Annotated in this window: 18 protein-coding genes; 5 read left to right on the forward strand and 13 right to left on the reverse strand. The window is 34.4% G+C overall.

Annotated elements, in window-relative coordinates:
• Nucleotides 1-86: 86 nt before the first annotated feature.
• Nucleotides 87-1,370 (forward strand): fumarylacetoacetase, encoded by a 1,284-nt coding sequence (gene fahA / locus GIY83_RS11110; RefSeq protein ID WP_194616581.1) that lies wholly within the window; start codon nucleotides 87-89, stop codon nucleotides 1,368-1,370.
• Nucleotides 1,371-1,747: 377 nt separating this feature from the next.
• Here the strand turns inward: fahA and GIY83_RS11115 are convergent, their stop codons facing one another.
• Entirely contained in the window at nucleotides 1,748-2,788 is a 1,041-nt protein-coding gene (locus GIY83_RS11115; RefSeq protein ID WP_194616580.1) for an agmatine/peptidylarginine deiminase, read from the reverse strand.
• Nucleotides 2,789-2,974: 186 nt separating this feature from the next.
• Between GIY83_RS11115 and GIY83_RS11120 the strand changes: the two genes are divergently transcribed.
• Together GIY83_RS11120 and GIY83_RS11125 are read left to right on the forward strand one after the other, a co-directional pair.
• Nucleotides 2,975-4,501, forward strand: a complete 1,527-nt coding sequence (locus GIY83_RS11120; RefSeq protein ID WP_194616579.1) for a choice-of-anchor I family protein — start codon at nucleotides 2,975-2,977, stop codon at nucleotides 4,499-4,501.
• A gap of 218 nt (nucleotides 4,502-4,719) precedes the next feature.
• The gene (locus tag GIY83_RS11125; RefSeq protein ID WP_194616578.1) at nucleotides 4,720-5,985 is read left to right on the forward strand and encodes an OmpA family protein; all 1,266 of its coding nucleotides are present in this window, start codon (nucleotides 4,720-4,722) and stop codon (nucleotides 5,983-5,985) included.
• Between the two features lie 132 nt (nucleotides 5,986-6,117).
• On the opposite strand, the gene GIY83_RS11130 is transcribed toward GIY83_RS11125, so the two are convergent.
• The 4 genes from GIY83_RS11130 to clpB all read right to left on the reverse strand — a co-directional run bounded on the left by GIY83_RS11130 (nucleotide 6,118) and on the right by clpB (nucleotide 11,932).
• Nucleotides 6,118-7,005, reverse strand: coding sequence for a carbon-nitrogen hydrolase (locus GIY83_RS11130; protein WP_194616577.1), 888 nt, complete (start codon nucleotides 7,003-7,005; stop codon nucleotides 6,118-6,120).
• 243 nt (nucleotides 7,006-7,248) lie between these two features.
• A complete protein-coding gene (locus GIY83_RS11135) occupies nucleotides 7,249-7,662 on the reverse strand; it encodes a hypothetical protein (protein WP_194616576.1) in 414 nt (137 codons plus the stop codon).
• Between the two features lie 354 nt (nucleotides 7,663-8,016).
• Nucleotides 8,017-8,904, reverse strand: coding sequence for a DUF808 domain-containing protein (locus GIY83_RS11140; RefSeq protein WP_208686946.1), 888 nt, complete (start codon nucleotides 8,902-8,904; stop codon nucleotides 8,017-8,019).
• A gap of 424 nt (nucleotides 8,905-9,328) precedes the next feature.
• Nucleotides 9,329-11,932: an ATP-dependent chaperone ClpB gene (gene clpB, locus GIY83_RS11145; RefSeq protein WP_208686948.1), complete on the reverse strand. Its 2,604-nt coding sequence runs from the start codon at nucleotides 11,930-11,932 to the stop codon at nucleotides 9,329-9,331.
• Nucleotides 11,933-12,139: 207 nt separating this feature from the next.
• Here clpB and ytxJ point away from each other — a divergent pair, with 207 nt between their 5' ends.
• Complete coding sequence (ytxJ, locus tag GIY83_RS11150) at nucleotides 12,140-12,529, forward strand: bacillithiol system redox-active protein YtxJ (RefSeq protein ID WP_194616573.1); 390 nt, start codon at nucleotides 12,140-12,142, stop codon at nucleotides 12,527-12,529.
• A 75-nt stretch (nucleotides 12,530-12,604) separates the two neighbouring features.
• Here ytxJ and GIY83_RS11155 read toward each other — a convergent pair whose 3' ends face one another.
• Both GIY83_RS11155 and GIY83_RS11160 read right to left on the reverse strand, forming a co-directional pair.
• Nucleotides 12,605-13,780, reverse strand: coding sequence for a hypothetical protein (locus GIY83_RS11155; RefSeq protein ID WP_208686950.1), 1,176 nt, complete (start codon nucleotides 13,778-13,780; stop codon nucleotides 12,605-12,607).
• Nucleotides 13,777-14,778 (reverse strand): DUF2157 domain-containing protein, encoded by a 1,002-nt coding sequence (locus tag GIY83_RS11160; protein ID WP_208686952.1) that lies wholly within the window; start codon nucleotides 14,776-14,778, stop codon nucleotides 13,777-13,779. The genes GIY83_RS11155 and GIY83_RS11160 overlap by 4 nt, the downstream gene beginning before the upstream one ends.
• A gap of 206 nt (nucleotides 14,779-14,984) precedes the next feature.
• On the opposite strand from GIY83_RS11160, the gene GIY83_RS11165 reads away from it, so the two are divergent.
• Entirely contained in the window at nucleotides 14,985-16,046 is a 1,062-nt protein-coding gene (locus GIY83_RS11165) for a polysaccharide lyase family 1 protein (RefSeq protein WP_208686954.1), read from the forward strand.
• Between the two features lie 68 nt (nucleotides 16,047-16,114).
• On the opposite strand, the gene argH is transcribed toward GIY83_RS11165, so the two are convergent.
• From argH to GIY83_RS11195, 6 genes are all read right to left on the reverse strand, one after another.
• Entirely contained in the window at nucleotides 16,115-17,395 is a 1,281-nt protein-coding gene (gene argH, locus GIY83_RS11170) for an argininosuccinate lyase (RefSeq protein ID WP_194616569.1), read from the reverse strand.
• Nucleotides 17,396-17,484: 89 nt separating this feature from the next.
• The gene (locus GIY83_RS11175; RefSeq protein WP_194616568.1) at nucleotides 17,485-18,555 is read right to left on the reverse strand and encodes a M20 family metallo-hydrolase; all 1,071 of its coding nucleotides are present in this window, start codon (nucleotides 18,553-18,555) and stop codon (nucleotides 17,485-17,487) included.
• A gap of 277 nt (nucleotides 18,556-18,832) precedes the next feature.
• The gene (gene argB / locus GIY83_RS11180) at nucleotides 18,833-19,609 is read right to left on the reverse strand and encodes an acetylglutamate kinase (protein ID WP_194616567.1); all 777 of its coding nucleotides are present in this window, start codon (nucleotides 19,607-19,609) and stop codon (nucleotides 18,833-18,835) included.
• A 94-nt stretch (nucleotides 19,610-19,703) separates the two neighbouring features.
• On the reverse strand, nucleotides 19,704-20,651 hold the full coding sequence (locus GIY83_RS11185) for an N-acetylornithine carbamoyltransferase (RefSeq protein ID WP_194616566.1): 948 nt from the start codon (nucleotides 20,649-20,651) through the stop codon (nucleotides 19,704-19,706).
• Nucleotides 20,652-20,738: 87 nt separating this feature from the next.
• Nucleotides 20,739-21,500: a glutamate 5-kinase gene (proB, locus tag GIY83_RS11190; RefSeq protein WP_194616565.1), complete on the reverse strand. Its 762-nt coding sequence runs from the start codon at nucleotides 21,498-21,500 to the stop codon at nucleotides 20,739-20,741.
• A 234-nt stretch (nucleotides 21,501-21,734) separates the two neighbouring features.
• Nucleotides 21,735-22,928 (reverse strand): glutamate-5-semialdehyde dehydrogenase, encoded by a 1,194-nt coding sequence (locus tag GIY83_RS11195; RefSeq protein WP_194616564.1) that lies wholly within the window; start codon nucleotides 22,926-22,928, stop codon nucleotides 21,735-21,737.
• Nucleotides 22,929-22,973: the final 45 nt, after the last annotated feature.

A 22,973-nucleotide genomic window follows, 5' to 3' on the forward strand; every position in this document is an offset into this window, starting at 1 on the left:
CTGCAAAAATACAAAAAAACGTTTGTCAAACTGCTAGATTATGATATATTTGACATAGAATTTTTCAACAAATAATTAACATTCACATGCCAATAACCGCTAACGATACCAAAAGAAAATCATGGTTAGAAGTGCCAGAAAATAGCGACTTCCCTATTCAAAATATTCCTTTCGGTGTATTTCTTACCAAAGAAAATGTCGTTACAGTAGGAACACGAATTGGCGACCACGCTATAGATTTAGGGGCTCTACAACAATTAAACTATTTTTCAGGAATAGATTTAACTGATGATATGTTCATGCAGGATACGCTTAATGATTTTATTTCTGACGGAAAAAAGACATGGCGTTTAGTTCGAAATCGCATTGCTGATATTTTCGACGAAACTAATCCACAACTAAGAGATTCAACAAAAGATCGCGATATTGTTATTTTTAAAATCGACGATGTAGAGATGCAATTACCTGTATTAATAGGTGATTATACGGACTTTTACTCTAGTAAAGAACACGCTACGAACGTTGGAAAAATGTTCCGCGATCCTGAAAATGCTTTATTACCAAACTGGTTGCATATACCTGTAGGTTATCACGGTAGAAGTTCTACTATTGTTCCGTCCGGGATTCCGGTTCACCGACCAATGGGACAAACTTTACCGGCCGGAGAAAAATATCCTGTTTTTGGACCTTCTCGATTGGTAGATTTTGAATTGGAAACTGCTTTTATTACAACCGATGTGAATATAATGGGAGAAAATATCCCAACTTACGAAGCCGAGGATTATATCTTTGGGATGGTTTTACTGAATGACTGGAGCGCACGCGATATCCAGAAATGGGAATATGTGCCGCTAGGACCATTCTTAGCTAAAAACTTCGCAACATCAATATCTCCGTGGATTGTAACAATGGATGCTCTTGAACCTTTTAGAACCAAAGGCCCTAAACAAGATCCTTCGCCATTACCTTATTTACAGACTAAAGGGAAAAAAGCTTTTGATATTCATCTTGAAGTTTCTATTAAACCTGAAGATGCAGAAGAAACGGTAGTTTCTAAATCAAACTTTAAATATTTATACTGGTCCATGAGCCAACAATTAGCACATCATACTTCTAATGGGTGTCGTGTGAATTCTGGTGATATGATGGGTTCAGGTACTATATCTGGTCCAACTCCGGATAGTTTTGGTTCTATGCTGGAATTAACCTGGGGAGGAAAAAATCCTTTGAAATTAAATGACGGAAGCGAACGTAAATTTATCGAAGATAATGATACGGTAATTATCAGAGGTTTTTGCGAAAATGCCGAAGTACGTCTTGGTTTTGGAGAAGTTGCCAGCCAACTTTTACCACCATTTATCAGACCATGAAGAGCAGATAAAATAGCTGAATAATACAAAACCTCGAAATCACTTTCGAGGTTTTTTGTTTTTTTTTTGCCACAGATTAAAAGGATTAAAATGATTTTTTCTCATTTTTGGATCCTACAATCCTGGTAGTTATTGGGAACCAATTCGCAAAGTTTTATTTGAATTGCTTCATTTTAGCTGGAGCATAATTTTAAGTATAAAAAGGCTTTAGCCAAATTCTTATTTGGCTAAAGCCTTGCAGATTGACTTTACTTTCCTCCAGTTAAGACTGGAGGCTATTTAATAAATTTTAAAACTTTGCACCTCTGCGACTTTGCCGAGATTATTTTTTACGCAAAACAAAAAAACTTAGTGTCTTTGTGCCTTCGCGGCTAAACCTATGCCGGGATCTGCTGACTCAAACAATGTAAAGTTCCAAATCCCCAGATAAAATCGATACAACTAATACCGATTACTTCTCTGTCAGGGAAACATTCTGATAATATGTTTAGTGCAGCTCTGTCGTTGCTGTCATTAAATGTTGGTACTAAAACACAATTATTCAAAATTAAGAAGTTTGCATAACTTGCCGGTAATCTTAAATCTTCAAAATCTACACGTTTTGGCATTGGCAATGCTACAATTGTTGGAGATTTCCCGTCTTCTAATTTTGCATTTTGCAAACGTTTCAGATTATCTTGTAATGGTTTATAATTAGCGTCATTTTTATCCGTTTCAACAATCGTTACAATTGTATCTTCATTTACAAATCGGCATAAATCGTCAATGTGTCCGTGAGTATCATCTCCTTCTATTCCGTCTCCAAGCCAGATTACGTTGGTAACTCCAAGATATTCTTTAAATACCGCTTCGTAATCTTCTTTGGTGAAATTTTTATTTCGAACCTGAATAGATGGATGCATCAAACATTCTTCAGAAGTCAACAAAGTTCCTCTTCCATTTACATCAATTGCACCGCCTTCTACTATTACCGGTTTTCCTTTATAGATCACCTGAGTTAACGGAACATCTATAAAATCGGCAATTTTACCTGGAACAAATTTATCTAACTGATAGTTTTTGTATTTCGCCCAACCATTAAAATTAAAATTCAACGCTTCTCTTTTCGAACCATTTTTTACTACAATTGGCCCTGAATCACGCATCCAGCTTCTGTTGGTTTTATGAATGATGAAAGATACATTGGCAATATTTACACGCGCTCTTTCAAGCATTTCAGCTACTTTTTCTTTTAGTTTTTCGTCGGCTACGACCAAAAAAACAGTTTCAAAAGTGGCTACTTTTTTAATAAATTCTACAAAAGCCCATTGAACAGCTTCGTATTTTCCTGGCCAGTCGTTACCATTATGTGGAAAACACAATACGATTCCTTGTTGTTTTTCCCATTCTGCTGGAAATCTTCTATTATTTGTTGACATAAAGAGGTTCTAATTTTGAAAGTGTACAAAGATAAGCATTCGGAAGGATTATAAAATAGCAGACGCAAAATGATATTAATTTTAGATAAATTACCTGATAAAAATTAAGTTAAAGATTAAATAATACAGCCTTAATATACGACCAATATCTGCTAATTACATTTGGCAAAACTAAAAAACACAAAAATGAAGAAACTAAGTATTACATTATTAGCCGCTTTATCTATAATGGTGAGCTGTAATAATAATGATGAGAATTCAAGCAACCCGGAACCTGAAGTTGTTGTAAATGAAAATCCGGCATCTTTTAAAGAAATAGGCTCTATCACTATTGGCGGCGAAGGAGCTGCAGAGATTACAGCTTTCGATGAAAAAACAAAAAAACTTTTTACAGTAAATAATAGCGGAACCAACCAAATTGATGTAATTGATTTATCTGATCCGACAAAACCAACTAAAATTGGAAAAATCGACTTAACTCCTTATGAAGGCGCTTCTAATAGTGTTGCTGTATTTGACGGAAAATTAGCCGTGGCCTTAGAATCTACAGTAAACAAACAAGGAAACGGAAAGGTTGTTGTTTTTAATACTACTGATTATAGTTTAATCAAACAAATCACTGTTGGCGCATTGCCGGATATGATTACTTTTTCACCTGACGGAAAATATATTATGACCGCTAATGAAGGTGAACCAAGTACAGATTATTTGCAAGATCCAAACGGAACGATTTCTATTATCGAAATTGCTAATAATTATGCCGTTACAACTTTAGATTTTGCCTCTTTTGCCAGTCAGTCTGCTGCTTTGCAAAAAGAAGGTTTTAGAGTTTCTAAATTCGCTAAAAGTTTTGCTCAGGATATTGAACCTGAATATGTAACCATTTCTGATGATTCTAAAACTGCATGGGTAACATTGCAGGAAAATAATGGTGTAGCAAAAGTAGATTTAACTTCTAAAACTATTACAGCTATTTATCCTTTAGGTTTTAAAGATTTTAATACTGCAGAAAATGCTATTGCTGTAAGTGACAAAAATGAAACAGCTGTTTTTAGTCCATGGAAAGTAAAAGGTATGTATATGCCAGACGGAATTAGTCATTTTTCTGCCAATAACGTCCCTTATTTTGTTACAGCAAACGAAGGTGATGCCAGAGAATATACAGCTTATAGTGATATTAAAAGAATGAAAGACATGAAGCTTGATCCAACTGTTTTTCCTGATGCTGCAACTTTAAAACTAGAAACCAATTTAGGAAGATTAAATCTAATTACCGATACGGGTGATACTGATGGCGACGGAGATCTTGACGAAATGGTAGCTTTTGGAGCGCGTTCTTTCTCGATCTGGAACGGAAATACCGGAAAAATTGTTTACGACAGTAAAAATGATCTTGATAAAAAATCAAATGATTTTGGAACTTATGACAATAAACGCAGTGATGATAAAGGCTCAGAACCGGAAGCTGTCGTAGCAGTTAAGATGGGAAGTCAGAATATTCTGTTTGTTGGCTTAGAAAGATCAGATGTTTTCATGACTTATGATGTAACCAATCCTGCGTCGCCACAATATTTGCAAACAGTAAAAACAGGTGATGCTCCTGAAGGAATATTATTCATTCCGGCTTCTAAAAGTCCAAATAAGAGAAGTTTGTTAGTCGTTAGTAGTGAGGGAGATGGAACGGTAAAAATCTACCAGCCAGCATTAAAATAACTTTCACATTTACAATTTTAAAAGGGAGCTAAATTTATATTTAGCTCTTTTTTTTGCCCCAAATTTTTGTTTCTTTTAACGTATTTACATAAATAAAACCCAAAAGGTGGGAATTATGTAAGACCAAATAGAACACATTCTAGAACTCGTAGTATAATTTTGTCCTGAGTTTAAAAAGAAAAACTTATAATAATCAATTAAATTAAAATTTGGATATCATGAAAAAGAAATTAGCTTCAGTATCACTTTTACTACTAACATTTGCTGCGGGTGCACAAAATATGGCAACGACATCAGCTCAACCTACAATTGAAAAACCTGCTTACAATAAATGGTCTTTAGAATTAAATGGTGGTTTAAACAAACCTCTTAGAGCAATAACTCCTGGTTACTCTACAGAAACTGCTAGTCCGTTTCACGCAGATTTAGGTGTAAGATATATGTTTAATCCTAAATTTGGTTTGAAACTGGATGTTGGATATGATCAATTTCAGGAACGCGACAACACGCCTGAATTCGATAGCAAATATTACAGAGCAAGTTTACAAGGGGTAATTAACCTTGGTAGAGCTTTAAACTTTGAAACCTGGACAAACACTTTTGGTTTATTAGCACATGGTGGTTTTGGTGTTTCTCAATTAAGCAATGATGACGGTTTTGACGGAAAAGATTACATGGCTCATGGAATCATGGGATTAACTGGACAAGTTAGATTAAGTAACAGAATCGCTTTGACAGGAGATCTTACAGGTATTGTTAACGGAAGACAAAATCACAATTTTGATGGTCACGGAGTTCCAACTACTGGTTCATTAGATGGTGTATTATTAAATGCTTCTGTTGGTTTGACTTTCTACTTAGGTAAAAACGAAAAACATGCTGACTGGTATTCTGAAGAAAATGAAAGATTAAACCAATTAGAAAACAGAGTTACTACAATCGAAACTGGTCTTATTGATACTGATAAAGATGGTGTTGCAGATCTATACGATTTAGAGCCTAATACTGTTTCCGGAGTTGCTGTAAATACTAAAGGACAATCTATTGATACTAACCAAAATGGTGTTCCGGATGAATTAGAAAGTTACTTAGACAAAACTTATGTTAGACAAGGTAGCCAAACTGCAACAAACAATACTGTTGAAGAATTGATCAATGGAGGATATGTTAATGTTTATTTTGACTTTAACTCTTCTAAACCAACAAATGCTTCTTTATCTGGTGTTGACTTCTTAGTGAAATACTTGAAAAACAATCCAGGAAAATCTGCTGATATCGTAGGATATGCTGACGAAATTGGAAGTTCAAGCTACAACACTGAATTATCAAGAAAAAGAGCTGAAGCTGTGAAAAAAGTAGCTCAAAATGCTGGAATTGATGCATCAAGATTAAATGTAATTGCTAACGGTGAAGATACTTCTGTGAACAAAGATTCTAAAGAAGCTCGTCAAATCGTAAGAAGAGTTACTTTTAAAGTAAAATAATCTTAATTATATATTTCTAAAAAATCTGCTTGGGAAATTTCTCAAGCGGATTTTTTTTTGCTTTAAGAATAAAAAAAAGGACGAAATGTAGATTTCGTCCTTTTCTGTTTTTTTTATAAAGATCACTCTTAATTAGTCAATCGCTCTTTTTGTGATATCACCAAAAGCATCGATTCTTCTGTCTCTGAAAAATGGCCAGTTCTGACGTACATTTTCCTGTAGATCCAAATCAACCTCAGCAATTAGAATTTCTTCCTGATCGTGAGAAGCCTGTGCTAAAATTTCACCTTGTGGCCCTGCAATAAATGAAGCTCCCCAAAACTGAATTCCTTCTGTTCCTTCGATATATTTTTCTAAACCAATTCTGTTTGCAGCGGCAACAAAAACTCCGTTTGCTACAGCGTGACCTTTCATTACGTTCATCCAGGCACCGTATTGGTTTTCTCCATATTGTTCTTTTTCTTTTGGATGCCATCCAATTGCAGTTGGGTAAAACAATACCTCTGCTCCTTTTAATGCTGTAATACGTGCTGCTTCCGGATACCATTGATCCCAACAAATAAGGGTTCCAATTTTTCCTTTTTTAGTTTCGATTGCCTGAAAACCTAAATCACCCGGAGTAAAATAGAATTTCTCATAGAAATGAGGATCATCCGGAATATGCATTTTACGGTATAGTCCAGCTTCTGTTCCATCAGTATCAATGATATAGGCACTATTGTGGTAAATTCCAGCCATTCTTTTTTCGAAGAAAGGAACGATGATCACTACTCCTAATTCTTTTGCCAATTCGCTAAAAGCAATAAAGGAAGTGCTGTAAAGTGGCTCTGCTAATGCAAAATTGTCTACATCTTCGCTTTGGCAAAAATAATGACTGCTATATAATTCAGGCAACAAGATTACTTCTGCTCCTTTACTGGCAGCATCTTTTACCCAGCTGATACATTTTTTAAGATTATTTTCAGCAACGTCGTTAAGATTTAACTGAATAACGGCGATTTTATATTTTCTTTTCGGCATGACATAAAATTTAGAGTGCAAAAATAGTAATTTTTAAAGGAATGGCAAAGGGTTGTTATTAACCGAAAAGTTTGCCAAAGAATGAGTCCCGATGTTTGCTTCGTAATTCATAAAATTTATTACTTCTTAATTTCACCCGATTTATATTATCAATCATAACGAGACTTTCATAAATAAAAAAAACCATTTTACAAATATTTGTAAAATGGTTTCTAACCAAAAATTTATCTCTAAATAGCCTAATTATTCGATAACCACTTTTTTAGTTACGAATTCCTTATCTGATTTTTTGAATTTAAATTCAAAAGTTCCTTTTACTGCTGATTTGAATTTGTAAACAGTTTTCTTAGGATTCGGAACTTGTAGTGTGCAAACTTCCGACGGGTCCTTTACCTCAACTTGTAATCCTTTTACATCATTTATGTATGTCTCACTAAATTTACTGAATTCTGCGCAAGCATTGTCTGCTACAAAAGTGATATCATAACTCAATTCTTCGTTTATTTTTCCAGTTGCAGGACCGGTTATTTCTGTTACAGATGCTACTTTTACAACCGGGTTAGGTCCGCTTGGTTTATCATCATCATTACTGCAAGATATCAATACTGTTGCTAGAAATAATACTACAAATACTGATTTGAATTTAAAATTTTTCATATAAAATAATAATTAATTGTTAATTACTATGAAGATGCAAAAGAGTTGCATTGGTTGCTTTAGTAATTTGTTAAATAATTACATAAAAATAATAAACAATTAAATATCAAAAACTTAACAGAATAAAAAAATTCACAAAACAACAGTTATTTCTGATGAAAATTAAATTTCCGGGTATAACCCCGATAGAAAAGGTATCCTTTTTATCCGTTTTTTAACGGCTAAAAAGATATAGTGTATAACGGGACAAGTGGTGTTTTTAAAATAATTATTTTTTGCTTCTAAAAAAAAAAAAAAAAAAAACACCATTCGCCGCGACGAATAGTGTTTTGATATTTATATATTTAGGAGCTGTTATGCGATTTCTTTCTTTTTAAATATTTTTTTGAGTAGGTTTACAAATCCTAAAACTACAATTCCTAATGCCAGACCAATTACAAACTCTTTTATAATAGAAGGAATATTAATTTTTGGCATTAAATGATGAAAAAATGGGATATAATGCACAAAGATTCCGCCTGCTACCAGAATTAAAGCTATGGTACCAATTACAGATAAACTTTTAATGACTATTGGAAGGGCTTTTACTAATATATTACCAATAAAATTTGATATACTTTTTTCGCTTTTACTAAATTTAATTAGTCTATAACCTGCTTCATCCATTCTAACAATAAGAGCAACAATACCATATACACCAATAGTTGCAATTAAGGCAATTATCGATGTTACAATGATTTGCTGTATAAGCGGCTCCTCAATTACTGTACCCAGGGCAATAATTACAATCTCTACAGATAAAATAAAATCGGTAATGATAGCTGATTTTACTTTTCCTTTTTCTGCTTCCAGAATTTCTTCTTCGGTTAAAGTTTCGGCTGTTATACCTGCTGATTCTTCATGGCTGTGCGGAAATATGAATTCATAGATTTTTTCGGCTCCTTCATAGGCCAAAAATAATCCTCCAAGTACAAGAATGACAATGATTGCAACTGGCAAAAATGCACTTAATAAAAAGGCTATTGGTAAAATAATTATTTTATTAAGGAGCGAACCTTTACTGATTGCCCACAATACCGGAAGCTCTCGTGATGAGGCAAAGCCAGAAGCTTTTTCAGCATTTACTGCCAAATCATCACCTAAAATTCCGGCCGTTTTTTTTGCTGCAATTTTACTCATTACTGCAACATCATCCATAATTGCTGCAATATCATCTAATAGTACGAAAAAACCTGATGCCATTATATTTTATTTGGTTTTAAAAACTGTGTAATTCATTGACATTGAGTATTCAATTTAATGCACACGTTTGGTTATTTATAGGCGCTAATCTAAGACTTTTTTTGTTTATTTTTTAGTCTAAAATTAACTACATTGCCCTAAAAGCACCCAAATAATTATAAAAACGAAAATAGTACCAAAACATCCTCCGCCTAATTTTTTTGCTCCGTAACCTGCTAGTAATCCTCTGAAAATATTGTTCATAGTGTTTATTTTTTTATGATTTGTAAATAAATTTGCGAACGTAAAGTTCTCACTTTAATCCCTGAATCTATTTATATGACTTTAAAAAAAAGTTTCATGATTTACGGATTTGATATTTTTATAAAAAAAAGCACCAGTCTTTCGACTGATGCTTTTTCAAAAATATTAAAATCAAAAAACATTATTTTTCAACATGGGTTTGGTTTCTAAAGACCAATTGCCCATCGAAAGCATCTAATAAAATAATGCTGTCTGTAGTGATGTTTCCTGCCAAAATTTCTTTCGACAATTGATTCAGCACTTCTCTTTGCACGACACGTTTTACTGGTCTTGCACCAAACTGCGGGTCGTAACCTTTATCAGATAAATACTTAATCGCTTCCGGAGTTGCATCCATAGCAATACCTTGTAAAGCCAACATTTTTGTAACGCTCTTAAGCTGTAAACTCACAATTTTAGAAATATTCTCTACTGTTAGAGGTGTAAACATTACGATTTCGTCGATACGGTTTATAAACTCCGGACGAACGGTTTGTTTCAACAATCCTAAGACTTCTGTTTTTGCAGCTTCTGTAGCCGCTTCAACACCACCTTTTAAGTTCTCAAATTTCTCTTGTATGATATGACTTCCCATATTGGATGTCATGATGATAATTGTATTTTTAAAATCAGCCAGACGTCCTTTGTTATCTGTTAAACGACCTTCATCTAAAACTTGCAATAGAATATTAAACGTATCCGGATGCGCTTTTTCGATCTCGTCTAACAAAATTACAGAATATGGTTTTCTACGTACGGCTTCCGTCAACTGACCACCTTCGTCATAACCTACATATCCTGGAGGCGCACCTACCAAACGACTCACGCTGTGACGCTCCTGATATTCACTCATATCGATACGCGTCATGGCGTTTTCATCATCAAAAAGATATTCGGCCAGGGCTTTTGCAAGCTCGGTTTTACCCACTCCGGTTGTTCCTAAAAATAAGAAAGTTCCAACTGGTTTTTTCATGTCCTGTAAACCTGCACGGCTTCTACGAACGGCATCACTCACGGCTTCAATGGCCTCTTCCTGCCCTACTACACGTTTATGTAATTCGTCTTCAAGATGCAATAGTTTTTCGCGTTCTGTCTGAAGCATTTTCATCACAGGAATTCCTGTCCATTTTGCTACCACTTCTGCGATATCTTCGCGGGTTACTTCTTCTTTAATCAAAGAAGTTCCGGATTGATATTCCTGCAATTGTTTTTGTAAAACATCAAGACGTTCTTGCGCTTCTTTAATTTTTCCGTAACGAATTTCAGCTACTTTTCCGTAATCACCCTCACGTTCTGCACGTTCAGCTTCGTATTTAAAGTCTTCTATTTCCTGTTTTACAGTTTGAATTCCGTCAACAACATCTTTTTCTGATTTCCATTTTGCATAAATTTCGTTGCGTTCTTCTTTCAAGTTCGCCAAATCCATGCGCAGGATTTTAAGTTTGCTTTCTTCTTTTTCACGTTTAATGGCTTCGATCTCAATTTCAAGCTGCATGATTTTACGATCCAAAACATCTAATTCCTCCGGTTTTGAATTGATTTCCATACGCAGTTTAGAAGCTGCTTCGTCCATTAAATCGATGGCTTTGTCCGGTAAGAAACGGTTCGTAATATAACGTTGCGAAAGTTCAACTGCTGCAATAATCGCCTCATCCTTAATTTGAACTTTATGATGCGTTTCGTACTTTTCTTTGATTCCACGTAAAATAGAAATCGCACTTTCAGTATCCGGTTCATCAATTAAGATTTTTTGAAAACGACGCTCCAGCGCTTTATCTTTCTCAAAATATTTTTGATATTCGTCTAATGTTGTTGCACCAATCGCTCTTAACTCTCCACGAGCCAAAGCTGGTTTAAGGATATTGGCCGCATCCATTGCTCCTTCTCCTCCACCGGCGCCTACAAGCGTATGAATCTCATCGATAAATAAAACGATATCACCTTCGGCGGCTGTAACCTCTTTTACAACGGCTTTTAATCGTTCTTCGAATTCTCCTTTAAATTTAGCTCCGGCAATCAGCGCTCCCATATCCAGTGAGAAAACGATTTTATCTTTTAAGTTTTCAGGCACGTCACCATCAACGATTCGGTGTGCCAATCCTTCAGCAATAGCAGTTTTACCAACTCCTGGCTCTCCTATTAGCATTGGGTTATTTTTTGTTCTACGCGTTAAAATCTGTAATACACGACGGATTTCTTCGTCACGGCCAATAACCGGATCCAGTTTTCCGTTACGTGCTAATTCGTTTAGGTTTTTAGCGTATTTATTTAAGGAATTATAGTTCTCTTCGGCCGAAGCAGATGTCACCCTTTCTCCTTTACGAAGTTCTTCAATCGCTGCTTTAAGACCTTTTCCTGTAACTCCCTGATCTTTTAAAATCTGAGAAACTTTGCTTTTTGAGTCGAAAATTGCCAAAATCAAATGCTCAATAGAAACATACTCATCGTTCATTTTTTGAGCGATAATCTCCGCTTCATTCAAGGCTTTATTAGCATCTCTGGAAAGCAAAATATCACCTCCTGAAACCTTTGGAAAGCTCTGAATCGTACTATCTAATATTTGTAAAAACAACGGAACATTTACATTGAGTTTCTTCAAAATAAACGGCGCTACATTTTCGTCTACTTCAAAAATAGCTTTAAAAATGTGTTCGTTTTCTATTTGCTGCTGTCCGTTGCGTTGTGCCAATTGTTGCGATAACTGTATGGCTTCCTGCGACTTAATTGTAAATTTATTTATGTTCATATGTATACGTTTTAGGTTTGATTTTTAGTTATAAAGTTCGATACCATTAAAATTACAATTTATTGGATTACATTTTTAACTTTAAATGATATAACTTTGCTTTGGATCATTCAAAATATATTCCATACTAAAAATACAGACAAAATGACATTAAAAAACTGATTTTTATCATTTTTAAACGTCAAAAAGTCATAAAACACGTCAAATATGAGTTTTTTAAATTCAATCTTCGGAAGTTCAGAGAATACAGACTCTCCAAAAAGTAATGTAAACTGGATAGAATTAACCGATATAGCACAATTATTAGAAGTAACAGCGATCTCGAACGAGAAGCCTGTTGTGATTTTTAAACACAGTACAAGATGCAGCATTAGCCGTATGGCTTTGAAACAATTTGAACGAGAATACGATTTAAATGATAGCGTTGATGCTTATTTTTTAGATCTAATTGCGCATAGAGATATCTCTAATGAAATTGCCAGCAGGTATAATGTCTATCACGAATCTCCGCAATTAATCTTAATCAAAAACGGAAAAGCTGTTTATGATGTTTCTCACAGCGATATTGATGCTGTTGCTTTGAAAGCTAAGGTGTAATATTTTTTGCCACAGATTAAAATGATTTTATAGATTTTTTAATCAATTTAATCTTTTAATCTGTGGCAACTTAATTTAAAAAGTTCCTTCTGAACCTCCTCCACTAAAACCTCCTCCTCCAAAATCCATTGGGGAATCCGGAACTTTTGCTTCTGGTTTCATTCCAAAAGTTGAGGCCACTATTAAAGCTTCGGCATTTAAAATCGCATTTGAATTATTGATTCTATCCGGTTTAAACGTCAATCCAACTTCATTATCTTTTAGTTTTTTAATCGAAAAATAGACTATTGCAAATAACATTAATCCACCAAGAGTTAGCGCTATTTCTATTGGTAAAACTGAATAGTAGAATCTTATCGTATAAATTGAAAATCCGATAGTTAAAAAGCTAATCCAAAGCATAATCCTATCTTTTGTTCTTAAGGCCTGAACCAAATAAACAACAGGAATGATAAAAGTAAAAGCATAAAAGAAAATTGCAAACGGAATATCCTCTGCTGGTATTACTTCGTTACCTAAAAGCGCTACAGAAAGTTCTCTAACTACCAAATAATTACATGAAAGGTAGAACAATACCAAACAAAAGCTATTGGCTAATAATAAACCATTATAGTAATAACGTATGGTGAGTTTATTAAGCATTCTTTTAGTAAAAAAGTAAAATGCTGCTGAAGCTAACATGGCTATAAATGGCAAAATCGATTTTCCGGTATCGCCAAACTCAAACATTCCATAAAACAAAACTGCCGAAGCTGCCAAACAGAAAACCAACAATGATAATAAGTGCAAATACCTCCTGTACATAAAAAAAGAAGCTACTGCTACAAAAATCGCGATTTGTATTTCATAGGCTTCAGTTGTTATGGCAATAGCAAATCCTATATTTAAAATTGCCCCTAAAATAAAAGCATCGTCTAAACCGTGTCCGTAATACTTTTGATTGGCCAAAAATTCTGCTCCTGCAAAACCGATTGCTGCAAAAATATAACAGCAAATATTAAAAAAAGTACGTTCAGAATTAGAGCCGGTCAATCCCATTAATGCAATTACGCCACATAAAGACAAATACAAAAAAGCTCCTAACAAAAAGAATCCCAAACGGACCAAAATATTACTTTGCCTTTTAAAAGCTGGTAATTCTTTTTTAATTAAATTCTTTTGCTCTTTACTAATAAATCCAGCAAATTCAAGTGAATTAGCTTCTTCGACCAATGCTAAATTGTTTAATAAATTTTTATCGTATACTATCATGCTGCAATTTCTTTATTGAAGGTTTTAATCAATTTTATAAACAGTATTATCGATCCTATAAAATATATTGGAAGAATCATAATTAATAACACCCAAACATCTGAAAAATTAATTTTATCCAAAATTCTAATCAGAAATATATTTACACCAATATAAGCGTAAATAATCATAAAAACATATAATGAAATCGCCTTAAGTTCATGGCTAATCTTATAAAAATAAAAAGAAGAAGCCGCCAAAACAACAAGAAAAAGAAACCAAATTCCGTTTTCAAAATAATCCAGTAAACTACTAATTGTCGCAATACTTATAATATGCAAAGCAAATGTGAAATAGATGATACTGAAATGCGTTTTCAATTGGATTCTTTTACTGTAAATTGTCCACAAGATCAATAAAACACCTAAAGTAATTGCTGAATAACTTAAGGTTTGATCTTGGTGAAAATTAATATTATTTAATAAATCCTGAGGTGTTACTGAAAGCCCCACATAAGCCGCCAAACCTGTAATGGCAATTGTTAAGACACTTTTGTTATCGAAATAATATGCACAAAAGAAACTCACAACTGTTGGTATTAATGTAGCTAGTCCGTGGTGAGTGCCGAAAGGTTTGTACTGAAATTGTAGGTACCCTATAAAAATACAAGTCAAAATACTGGCAGCTAAAGCCAGATACTCCACAACTGGATGTTCAAAAGTAGTTTCCTGTTTTTGGAATCCTTTTGAATTTTTAAAACAGTAATAAAAACAAACTCCAATAACAATTAATAATAATGAAAGGATCGCAATATGACCTATACTGTCTATATTGTTATAAATTAAAATTCCGATTCCTGAAGTGAATAATAAAACAGATAAATAGAGAAACAATTTTAGCTCTGCATTTAGCGAGAAAATATTCAAATTGCGATACGCACTAATTTCCTGATATTGATTCTCGGTTATTAGATTTTTATCCAAAAGTGATTTTGTAGCCTGGTCATCAAACTTATTCATAATTTACTTTTATACATACCAATCAAAAATAGTCTTTTTGATTGAATATTTAGTTAGTAAAAAAATACTTATAAATTTTAAATAATCTAAATCGTTAATATTTTCCGTAAAATAGTTAATCATAAAGATTAATCATTTAAATCTGTATAATCGATTACATTTAACAAGTCAATTAAAGAAACCACAAATAAAAACATCATTATAAAATGAAACAAAATCTGCTTTTACTCTTTTTCTTATTGAGTATGTCTTCTCTTTTTGCACAAAAATATTATATGGAATCTCCTGAAGGATTTGGTGCCTCCACTACAGGAGGCGGAAACTCTACTCCTGTTACAGTAACGACTTATAATGAATTATTATCAAAAATTAAATCAAAATCTCCGGCAGTGATTTTAGTTTCAGGAGTAATTACTATTCCCAGTGGTAAACCTATCCATGAAGTTGTAACGAACAAAACATTAATAGGGCTTCCAGGCGCAAAACTTGTAAACGAAACCCAATCGAACCCCGGAGCAGGTATTTTAAATTTAAAACCCGGATCTAATGATGTAATAATCAGAAATCTTGTTTTCATTGGTCCAGGCGCTTATGATATTGATGGTCAGGATAATTTGACTGCCGATTGCACCAATCTTTGGATAGATCATTGTGAATTTCAGGACGGTCAGGACGGAAATTATGATAATAAAGGAAAAACAGATAACGTCACGATTTCGTGGTGCAAATTTACTTATCTAAAAGCACCAAAATCAGGCGGTTCAGGTGGAGCTGATGATCATAGGTTTAGTAATCTTATTGGTTCGAACAAAAATGATTCTCCTGCTGACGGACATTATAGTATAACTTTTAAGAATTGTTATTGGGCTGAAGGCTGTAAACAGCGTATGCCTCGTGGCAGAAATGCCGAACTTCATATCCTGAATTGTTATTACAGCACATCAGAATCTGGTCCTTTGGCTATTGGTTTAGGTGGAGGAATTAAAAACTCAACTTGTTATGTTGAAGGAACTGATTTTGCAAAAGTAGAAAAAGTTTTTAAAGAGTACATAAGCACAGATGGCGGAACAGTTGGGATTGTATTTGATCGTTGTCGCAAAGGACCAATGGATTTTGGCACTAAAGTGAGTAAACCTTCTTATTCTTACACTACGATTCCTCTTGGAAAAGTGGAACAATATGTAACGAACAAAACATGTGGTGCCGGAGCAACGCTTCAGATAACTTCAGGGGGAGTAATCTCTACAACTTGCACTAATAAAAGCTAATCAAAATATTAAATAAAAAAGCCGATTTGTATTGGATACAAATCGGCTTTTTTTATTGGAAGAAAGTTTTAAAAAGCGGCTTTCATTTTATCTTTAATCGCTTCCAGACATAAATTATTGATACTGCCTTCGTGCGTGTGTTTTGTTTCTTTTGGAGATTGATACGTTCCTGCTTCTAATTGTTCAGCAACGGCTTTGTATGCATCTCTGAAAGGCATTCCTTCAACCACCATTTCGTTTAAAGTATCTACTGTAAACAGATAATCGTATTTTTTATCTTTTAAAATATTGTCTTTTACTGTAATGTCTTTTACAGAGAAAATCGCAATATCTAAACATGCTTTTAGGTTTTGAAGCGCCGGGAACAAACCTTCTTTTAAAAGCTGTAAATCTCTGTGATATCCGCTTGGTAAATTATTAGTGATTAAGGTGATTTCGTACGGAAGTGCCTGAATCTTGTTGCATTTTCCTCTGATTAATTCGAATACATCCGGATTTTTCTTGTGAGGCATAATGCTCGATCCTGTTGTAAGATGCGCCGGAAGACCAATAAAGTCAAAGTTTTGACTCATGTACAAACAAACATCCATAGCGAATTTTGATAAAGTCCCCGCAACACTTGCCATCGCAAAGGCAACGGTTTTCTCTGCTTTACCACGGCTCATTTGGGCTGCAACAGCGTTGAATTTTAAAGTTTCAAATCCTAATTCCTGTGTTGTAAATGTTCTGTTGATTGGGAACGAGCTTCCATAACCTGCAGCAGATCCTAACGGGTTTTGATCAACGATTTTTGAAGCTGCATTTAACATCGTAATATCGTCAATAAAACTTTCGGCGTAAGCAGAAAACCACATTCCGAATGAGGATGGCATGGCGATTTGCAAATGCGTATATCCTGGCAATAAAACATTTTGGTGTTTTTCTGCCGATTCCATTAACAAATCAAACAATGTTTTTACCTGTTCTTTTAAGGCTTTTAGTTCGTCTTTCAGATACAAATGAACATCTACCAAAACCTGATCGTTACGAGAACGTGCCGTATGGATTTTCTTTCCGGCATCGCCCAATTTTACGGTCAATAAATATTCTATTTTAGAATGTACGTCTTCGAAACTGTCTTCGATTTCGAAATTACCTATTACAACATCTGCAATGATTTCGTTTAAGGCATCAACTAAAGATGTGGTTTCTTCCTGAGTTAATAACCCTATTTGCCCAAGCATTTTGGCATGTGCAATAGAACCTAAAGCATCGTATTTTGCGAGAACCAAATCAAGTTCACGATCGTTTCCTACTGTGAAATGTTCGATTTGTTTGTCTGTTGGTATTCCTTTTTCCCAAAGTTTCATAGATGATATTTTTTTCGCCACGAATTCACGAATTATTTTTGATAATCTTTGAAGATATAAATTCGTGAATTCGTGGCGGTTTTTCTTTTTTATAATTTAAAGAAATCGGTTAGTATTTTGATATACAAATCGACTCCCTCTTCGATTTCGTTGATGAAAATAAATTCGTCTGCTGAATGTGAACGTAACGTTTCTCCTGGCCCTAATTTTAATGACTGACAGCTTAGAACAGATTGATCTGAAAGTGTTGGCGAACCATAAGTGGTTCTTCCTAAAGCGATTCCGGCTTGTACTAAACCGTGTGAGACTGGAATCGATGAAGCATTTAAATGCATTGATCTTGGTGTTACTTCGGCATTTACATTTGCTTTTACTGTTTCTAGAATCTCTGCATTTGTATAACGATCGGTTACCCGAATGTCAACCACTAAATCACATTCTGACGGCACGACATTGTGCTGTTTTCCTGCACTGATTTGCGTTACGGTCATTTTTACGGGACCTAAAACATCAGAGATCTTATCGAATTTATAGTTTTTAAACCATTCCATTACCGGAATTGATTTGTATAATGAGTTATCGTCGTTTTGATGTGCGGCGTGGCTTGCGGTTCCTTTTACTTTTACATCAAGAACCAACAAACCTTTCTCAGCTACAGCCAATTGCATTAAAGTTGGTTCGCCCACAATGGCGCAATCCAGCTCTGGCAAATGCTTTAAAACGCTGTTTAAACCATTTTTTCCACTGCTTTCTTCTTCGGCCGAAGCTACGATTACAAGATTATGAGATAAATTTTGATTCTGATAAAAATGAACAAAAGTTGCTAATAACGAAACCAGACATCCTCCAGCGTCATTACTTCCTAAACCAAATAATTTGCCATCTTTTTCGATGGCCTTAAATGGATCGTTGGTATAAGCTTGGTTTGGCTTTACAGTATCGTGGTGTGAATTCAGTAAAAGTGTTGGTTTGTTTTCGTCGAAATATTTATTGAAAGCCCAAACATTATTATTTTCTCTTTTAAAGGGAATCTCGTTTTGATTGAACCAATTTTCTATTAAAAGTGCCGTTTTATCTTCTTCGCTTGAAAAAGAAGGGGTTTCGATAAGGCTTTTTAATAAATTAATTGCTTCCTTGGTAAGCGTTGCAATATTTTTCATAGTTATGTTTTCTTTGCCGTTATCCCGATAACTATCGGGACAAAGTCACGAAGTTTTAATTAAATCTGTGACATTTTTAATTTGCGCAAATTTCTTAAATTAAAATTTAAAAGTACTGTGAAGCTCTGTTTTTTTGCCACTAATTACACTGATTTTCACAAATTATCTTTTTGCCACACATTTAAAATCAAAATAAACTTTTTTCTGTACGTCTAAAATTATTTTGTCTTTAAACAGAAAAAATTAGTGTCAATTTGTGTAGTGCGTGGCAATCTATTTATAAAGTAATCGTTGTATGCACAACGTCAGGATTTTGAAGCATTTTATGATGTCCAATTTTGATTTTCTGAACGCCTCTTGATAAACTATTGAAGCAATTATCCAGTTTTGGAATCATTCCGGAATGGATTACTTTTTCTTCTTTTAGTTTATTGTATAATACCTCGTTGATTGCTGTAATTACAGAATTATCATCTTCTGAATCTTGCAAAACACCTTGTTTTTCAAAACAATAAGTAAGTGTAACATCAAAAACTTCAGACAATGCAATTGATAATTCACTTGCAATCGTATCAGCGTTTGTGTTTAACAATTGTCCGTTTTTGTCGTGTGTAATAGCGCAGAAAACAGGAACGATTCCGGCTTCAAGTAGAGTTGCCAATAACTTTGTATTGACTTGGTTTACATCGCCTACAAAACCATAATCAATTGTGGGGTGATTTCGTTTTGTGGACTGAATCAAATTTCCGTCAGCTCCTGAAAAACCAATTGCGTTATTATTTTTGGCCTGTAATTGCGCTACTATATGTTTATTGATTTGTCCTGCGTAAATCATTACGACAACATCAAGCATTGGCGCATCAGTAATTCTGCGTCCGTCAATCATTTGAGGAACTAAACCAATACTTTGAGCCATTTTTGTAGCCGATTTTCCTCCTCCGTGAACTAAAACTTTATGTCCTTCGATTTTAGAAAAATCGGTTAAGAATTGTTCTAACTCGGTTGGGTTGTCAATGATGTTTCCACCTATTTTTATTACTGTAACTTTTTTCATGAGGTTCAATGTTCAGAGGAACAAAGGGACAAAGTTTAGATTCAGTGTGTAAAAACCTCTGAACCTTTGCAACTTTGTGCCTTTGTACCTTAATTTACAATTTCTTCAAAATCTTTTGTAAAACTAATTGTGCCGAATACGTTCTGTTATTCGCTTGCTGAATTACAATTGAATTCTCGCTGTCGATTACTTCGTCAGTGACAATTACGTTACGACGAACTGGTAAACAGTGCATGAATTTTCCGTTATTGGTCAATGCCATTTTTTCGGCTGTAACCGTCCAATTTGGATCTAGATTGGTTACTTTTCCGTAATCATTGAAGTTACTCCAGTTTTTTACGTAAACGAAATCGGCATTTTCAAACGCTTTGTTTTGGTCGTATTCGATTTTGCAATCTTTTGTAATTTCAGGGCTTAATTCGTAACCTTCCGGATGTGTAATTACAAAATCCATATCTTTTTGCATTTGCATCATTTCTACAAACGAGTTTGCAACTGCCTGAGGCAACGCTTTTGGGTGCGGTGCCCAGGACAAAACTACTTTTGGTTTGTGTTTTGTTTTGTATTCTTCCATCGTAATAGCATCTGCCAAAGACTGCATTGGGTGACGCACAGCGCTTTCCATGTTTACAATTGGCACAGTAGCATGTTTCAAAAATCCTGAAATTACAGTTTCAGCATAGTCCTTTTCTTTGTCAACCAAGCCTGCAAAGGCACGGATTGCGATAATATCACAATATTGAGACACTACCTCTGCCGCTTCTTTAATATGTTCTGAAGCACCTGAATTCATAATAGCTCCGTCTTCGAATTCTAATGTCCAGCCTTCGTTGGTAAAATTCATCACCATAACGTTCATTCCTAGGTTTATAGCAGCTTTTTGAGTACTCAAACGCGTTCTTAAACTTGGGTTGAAGAATAACATTCCTAAGGTTTTATTTTTACCTAAGTCTTGATTTTTAAGTGGGTTCTTTTTGATTTTTAACGCACTTTTTACCCATTTTGATAATGAGTCGATATCTTGTATTGAAATATAGTTCATGTCTTTTTCTTGTTTAATCGTTAATTTGTTTAACTATTTATTTGCCCGATCGATTAACCGAATTAACGATTAAACAAATAAACATTTCTACACAATTTTCGTAAAAGGAATTTCTCCTTCTAATGCTTTTAGAATAAAATTATCATTTAATCCGTTGACGATCCAGGTTTCTATGTTGGCGGCTTTTGCAATTCCCGCTGCTTCTATTTTAGATTGCATTCCGCCTGTTCCGTGTGATGATTTTGATTCTCCGATTTCCTTTTCTAATACTTTTAAATCTTTTACTAATTGAATCGTTTCAGGATTTTCATCGTGAATGGAATCTTTCGTATAAATTCCGTTTGTATTCGTCGCAATTATCAGAATATCAACATTTAAAAGGACCGCTGTTAGCGCCGCTAATTTATCATTATCTCCAAACCGAATCTCATCTGTAGCAACGGTATCATTTTCATTAATAATCGGAATGTAATTATTCTCGACCAAAACATTAATCGTATTGACAATGTTTACTTTTGACTGGTCTTTTTCGAAATCTGAATAAGACAATAAACACTGTGATGTCAATAATCCTAAATCGCTGAAATTCTCATGGAAAATCCGCATTAAATGGGGTTGCCCAATTGAGGCCAAAGCTTGTTTTAATGCAATTTCTTTGCCTTTGCTCTCGAGCTTTACAAATTGCTTGGCTGCGGCAATGGCTCCTGAACTTACGATTACAAATTCGTAATCTTTGTTAAGAGCGGCGATTTGCATACCAATATCTTCGATCTTTCCTCGCGAAATATGATTGGTTTCTTTGGTTAAAGTATTACTTCCTATTTTTAATAAAATCCGCTTTTTTGACATGCTGTATTTTTTTTCCGCAAAGGGCGCAAGGTTTTTTATTCTGTTTGTGTTTACAAACGCTAAGCTCGCAAGGTTATCTTTCAATAAATTCCAATTTTTTAAATTGCTTCGCCTGTTCGCTATCGCTCGAGTCCAAATTCTAATTCCTACTTTGTGAGTAATAAAAATTCAAAAAATCTGAAATCAGAACTCGTTAATCCTCAATCTAAAATCTGAAATCAACAATCTAAAATTCTATCGAATCTGTCCATCCCCGTATACATACCATTTGTTTGTTACAAGATGCTGTAAGCCAATTGGTCCTCTTTGATGTAATTTATCGGTGCTTATCGCTAATTCTCCTCCTAAACCAAATTGTCCTCCGTCAGTAAAACGTGTTGAGGCGTTTTGATAAACGGCTGCTGTATCAACGGCATCCATAAATTTTTGTGCTGCTTTGTCATCTTTGGTAATGATTACCGCAGAATGGCCTCCACAATATTTATTTATTTTTTCGATTGCATTTTCCTCAGAATCAATAGTTCCGATGACAATTTTATAATCTAAAAACTCTTCGTACCAGATATCTTCGTTTTGAAGTGTTTCTGTATCTTCGAAGCTTTTTAAAGATTCATCGACAATTACTTCTACATTCGATTCTTTTAATGTTTCGATTAAAATAGCTGTAAAACCTTCAAAATTTGGCAATTTAGAATCTATCAAAACTTTATCAACTGCGTTACAAGCTGAGATTTTAGAAGTTTTGGCATTTAAAATTACTTTTAAGGCCAAATCTGTATCTGCATATTGATGAACGTAAACAAAATTATTTCCACGTCCGCTTACAATTACTGGGCAAGTCGCGTGTTGCTTGACAAACTCAATTAATTTTTCTCCTCCTCTTGGAACAATTAAATCTACTTTTTGAGTTGGTTTTTCTAAAAAAGCCTGAGTTTCTGACCGATTATAATTTAAATACTCTACCCAATCTTTTGAAACTCCGTTTTCTTCTAAAGCCTGATGCCATAGATCAACAATTTTTAAATTGGATTTTAAAGCTTCTTTTCCTCCTTTTAATAAAATCTTATTTCCGGATTTAAAAGCAATTCCTCCTGCTTCAATGGTAACGTCAGGACGAGATTCGTAAATGATTAAAATCGTACCAAAAGCTGCTGTTTTATTAATGACTCTTATTCCATTATCATGAGTAAAATGAAAACGCTCTACTCCAACCGGATCTTCTTGTGAAGCTAGTTGATTCAAAGATAAAATCATCTCGTCGACTTTTTTACCATCTACTTTTAGGCGTTCTTCCATCGCTAAATCAGAGCCATCGTAAGCTAATAAATCCTCCTGATTGGTGAGTATTATTTGACTCCGCTCTTGCTCGACCAGCTTTGCCATGGAGCGCAAAACCAGATTGCGTTTTTCAATTGATAATGGATTCATTTTTTTTTGTTTTAATTGGTTAATCGTTAATTCGTTTAATCGATT

Source organism: Flavobacterium sp. SLB02 (assembly GCF_009664855.1).
Taxonomy (GTDB): Bacteria; Bacteroidota; Bacteroidia; order Flavobacteriales; family Flavobacteriaceae; genus Flavobacterium.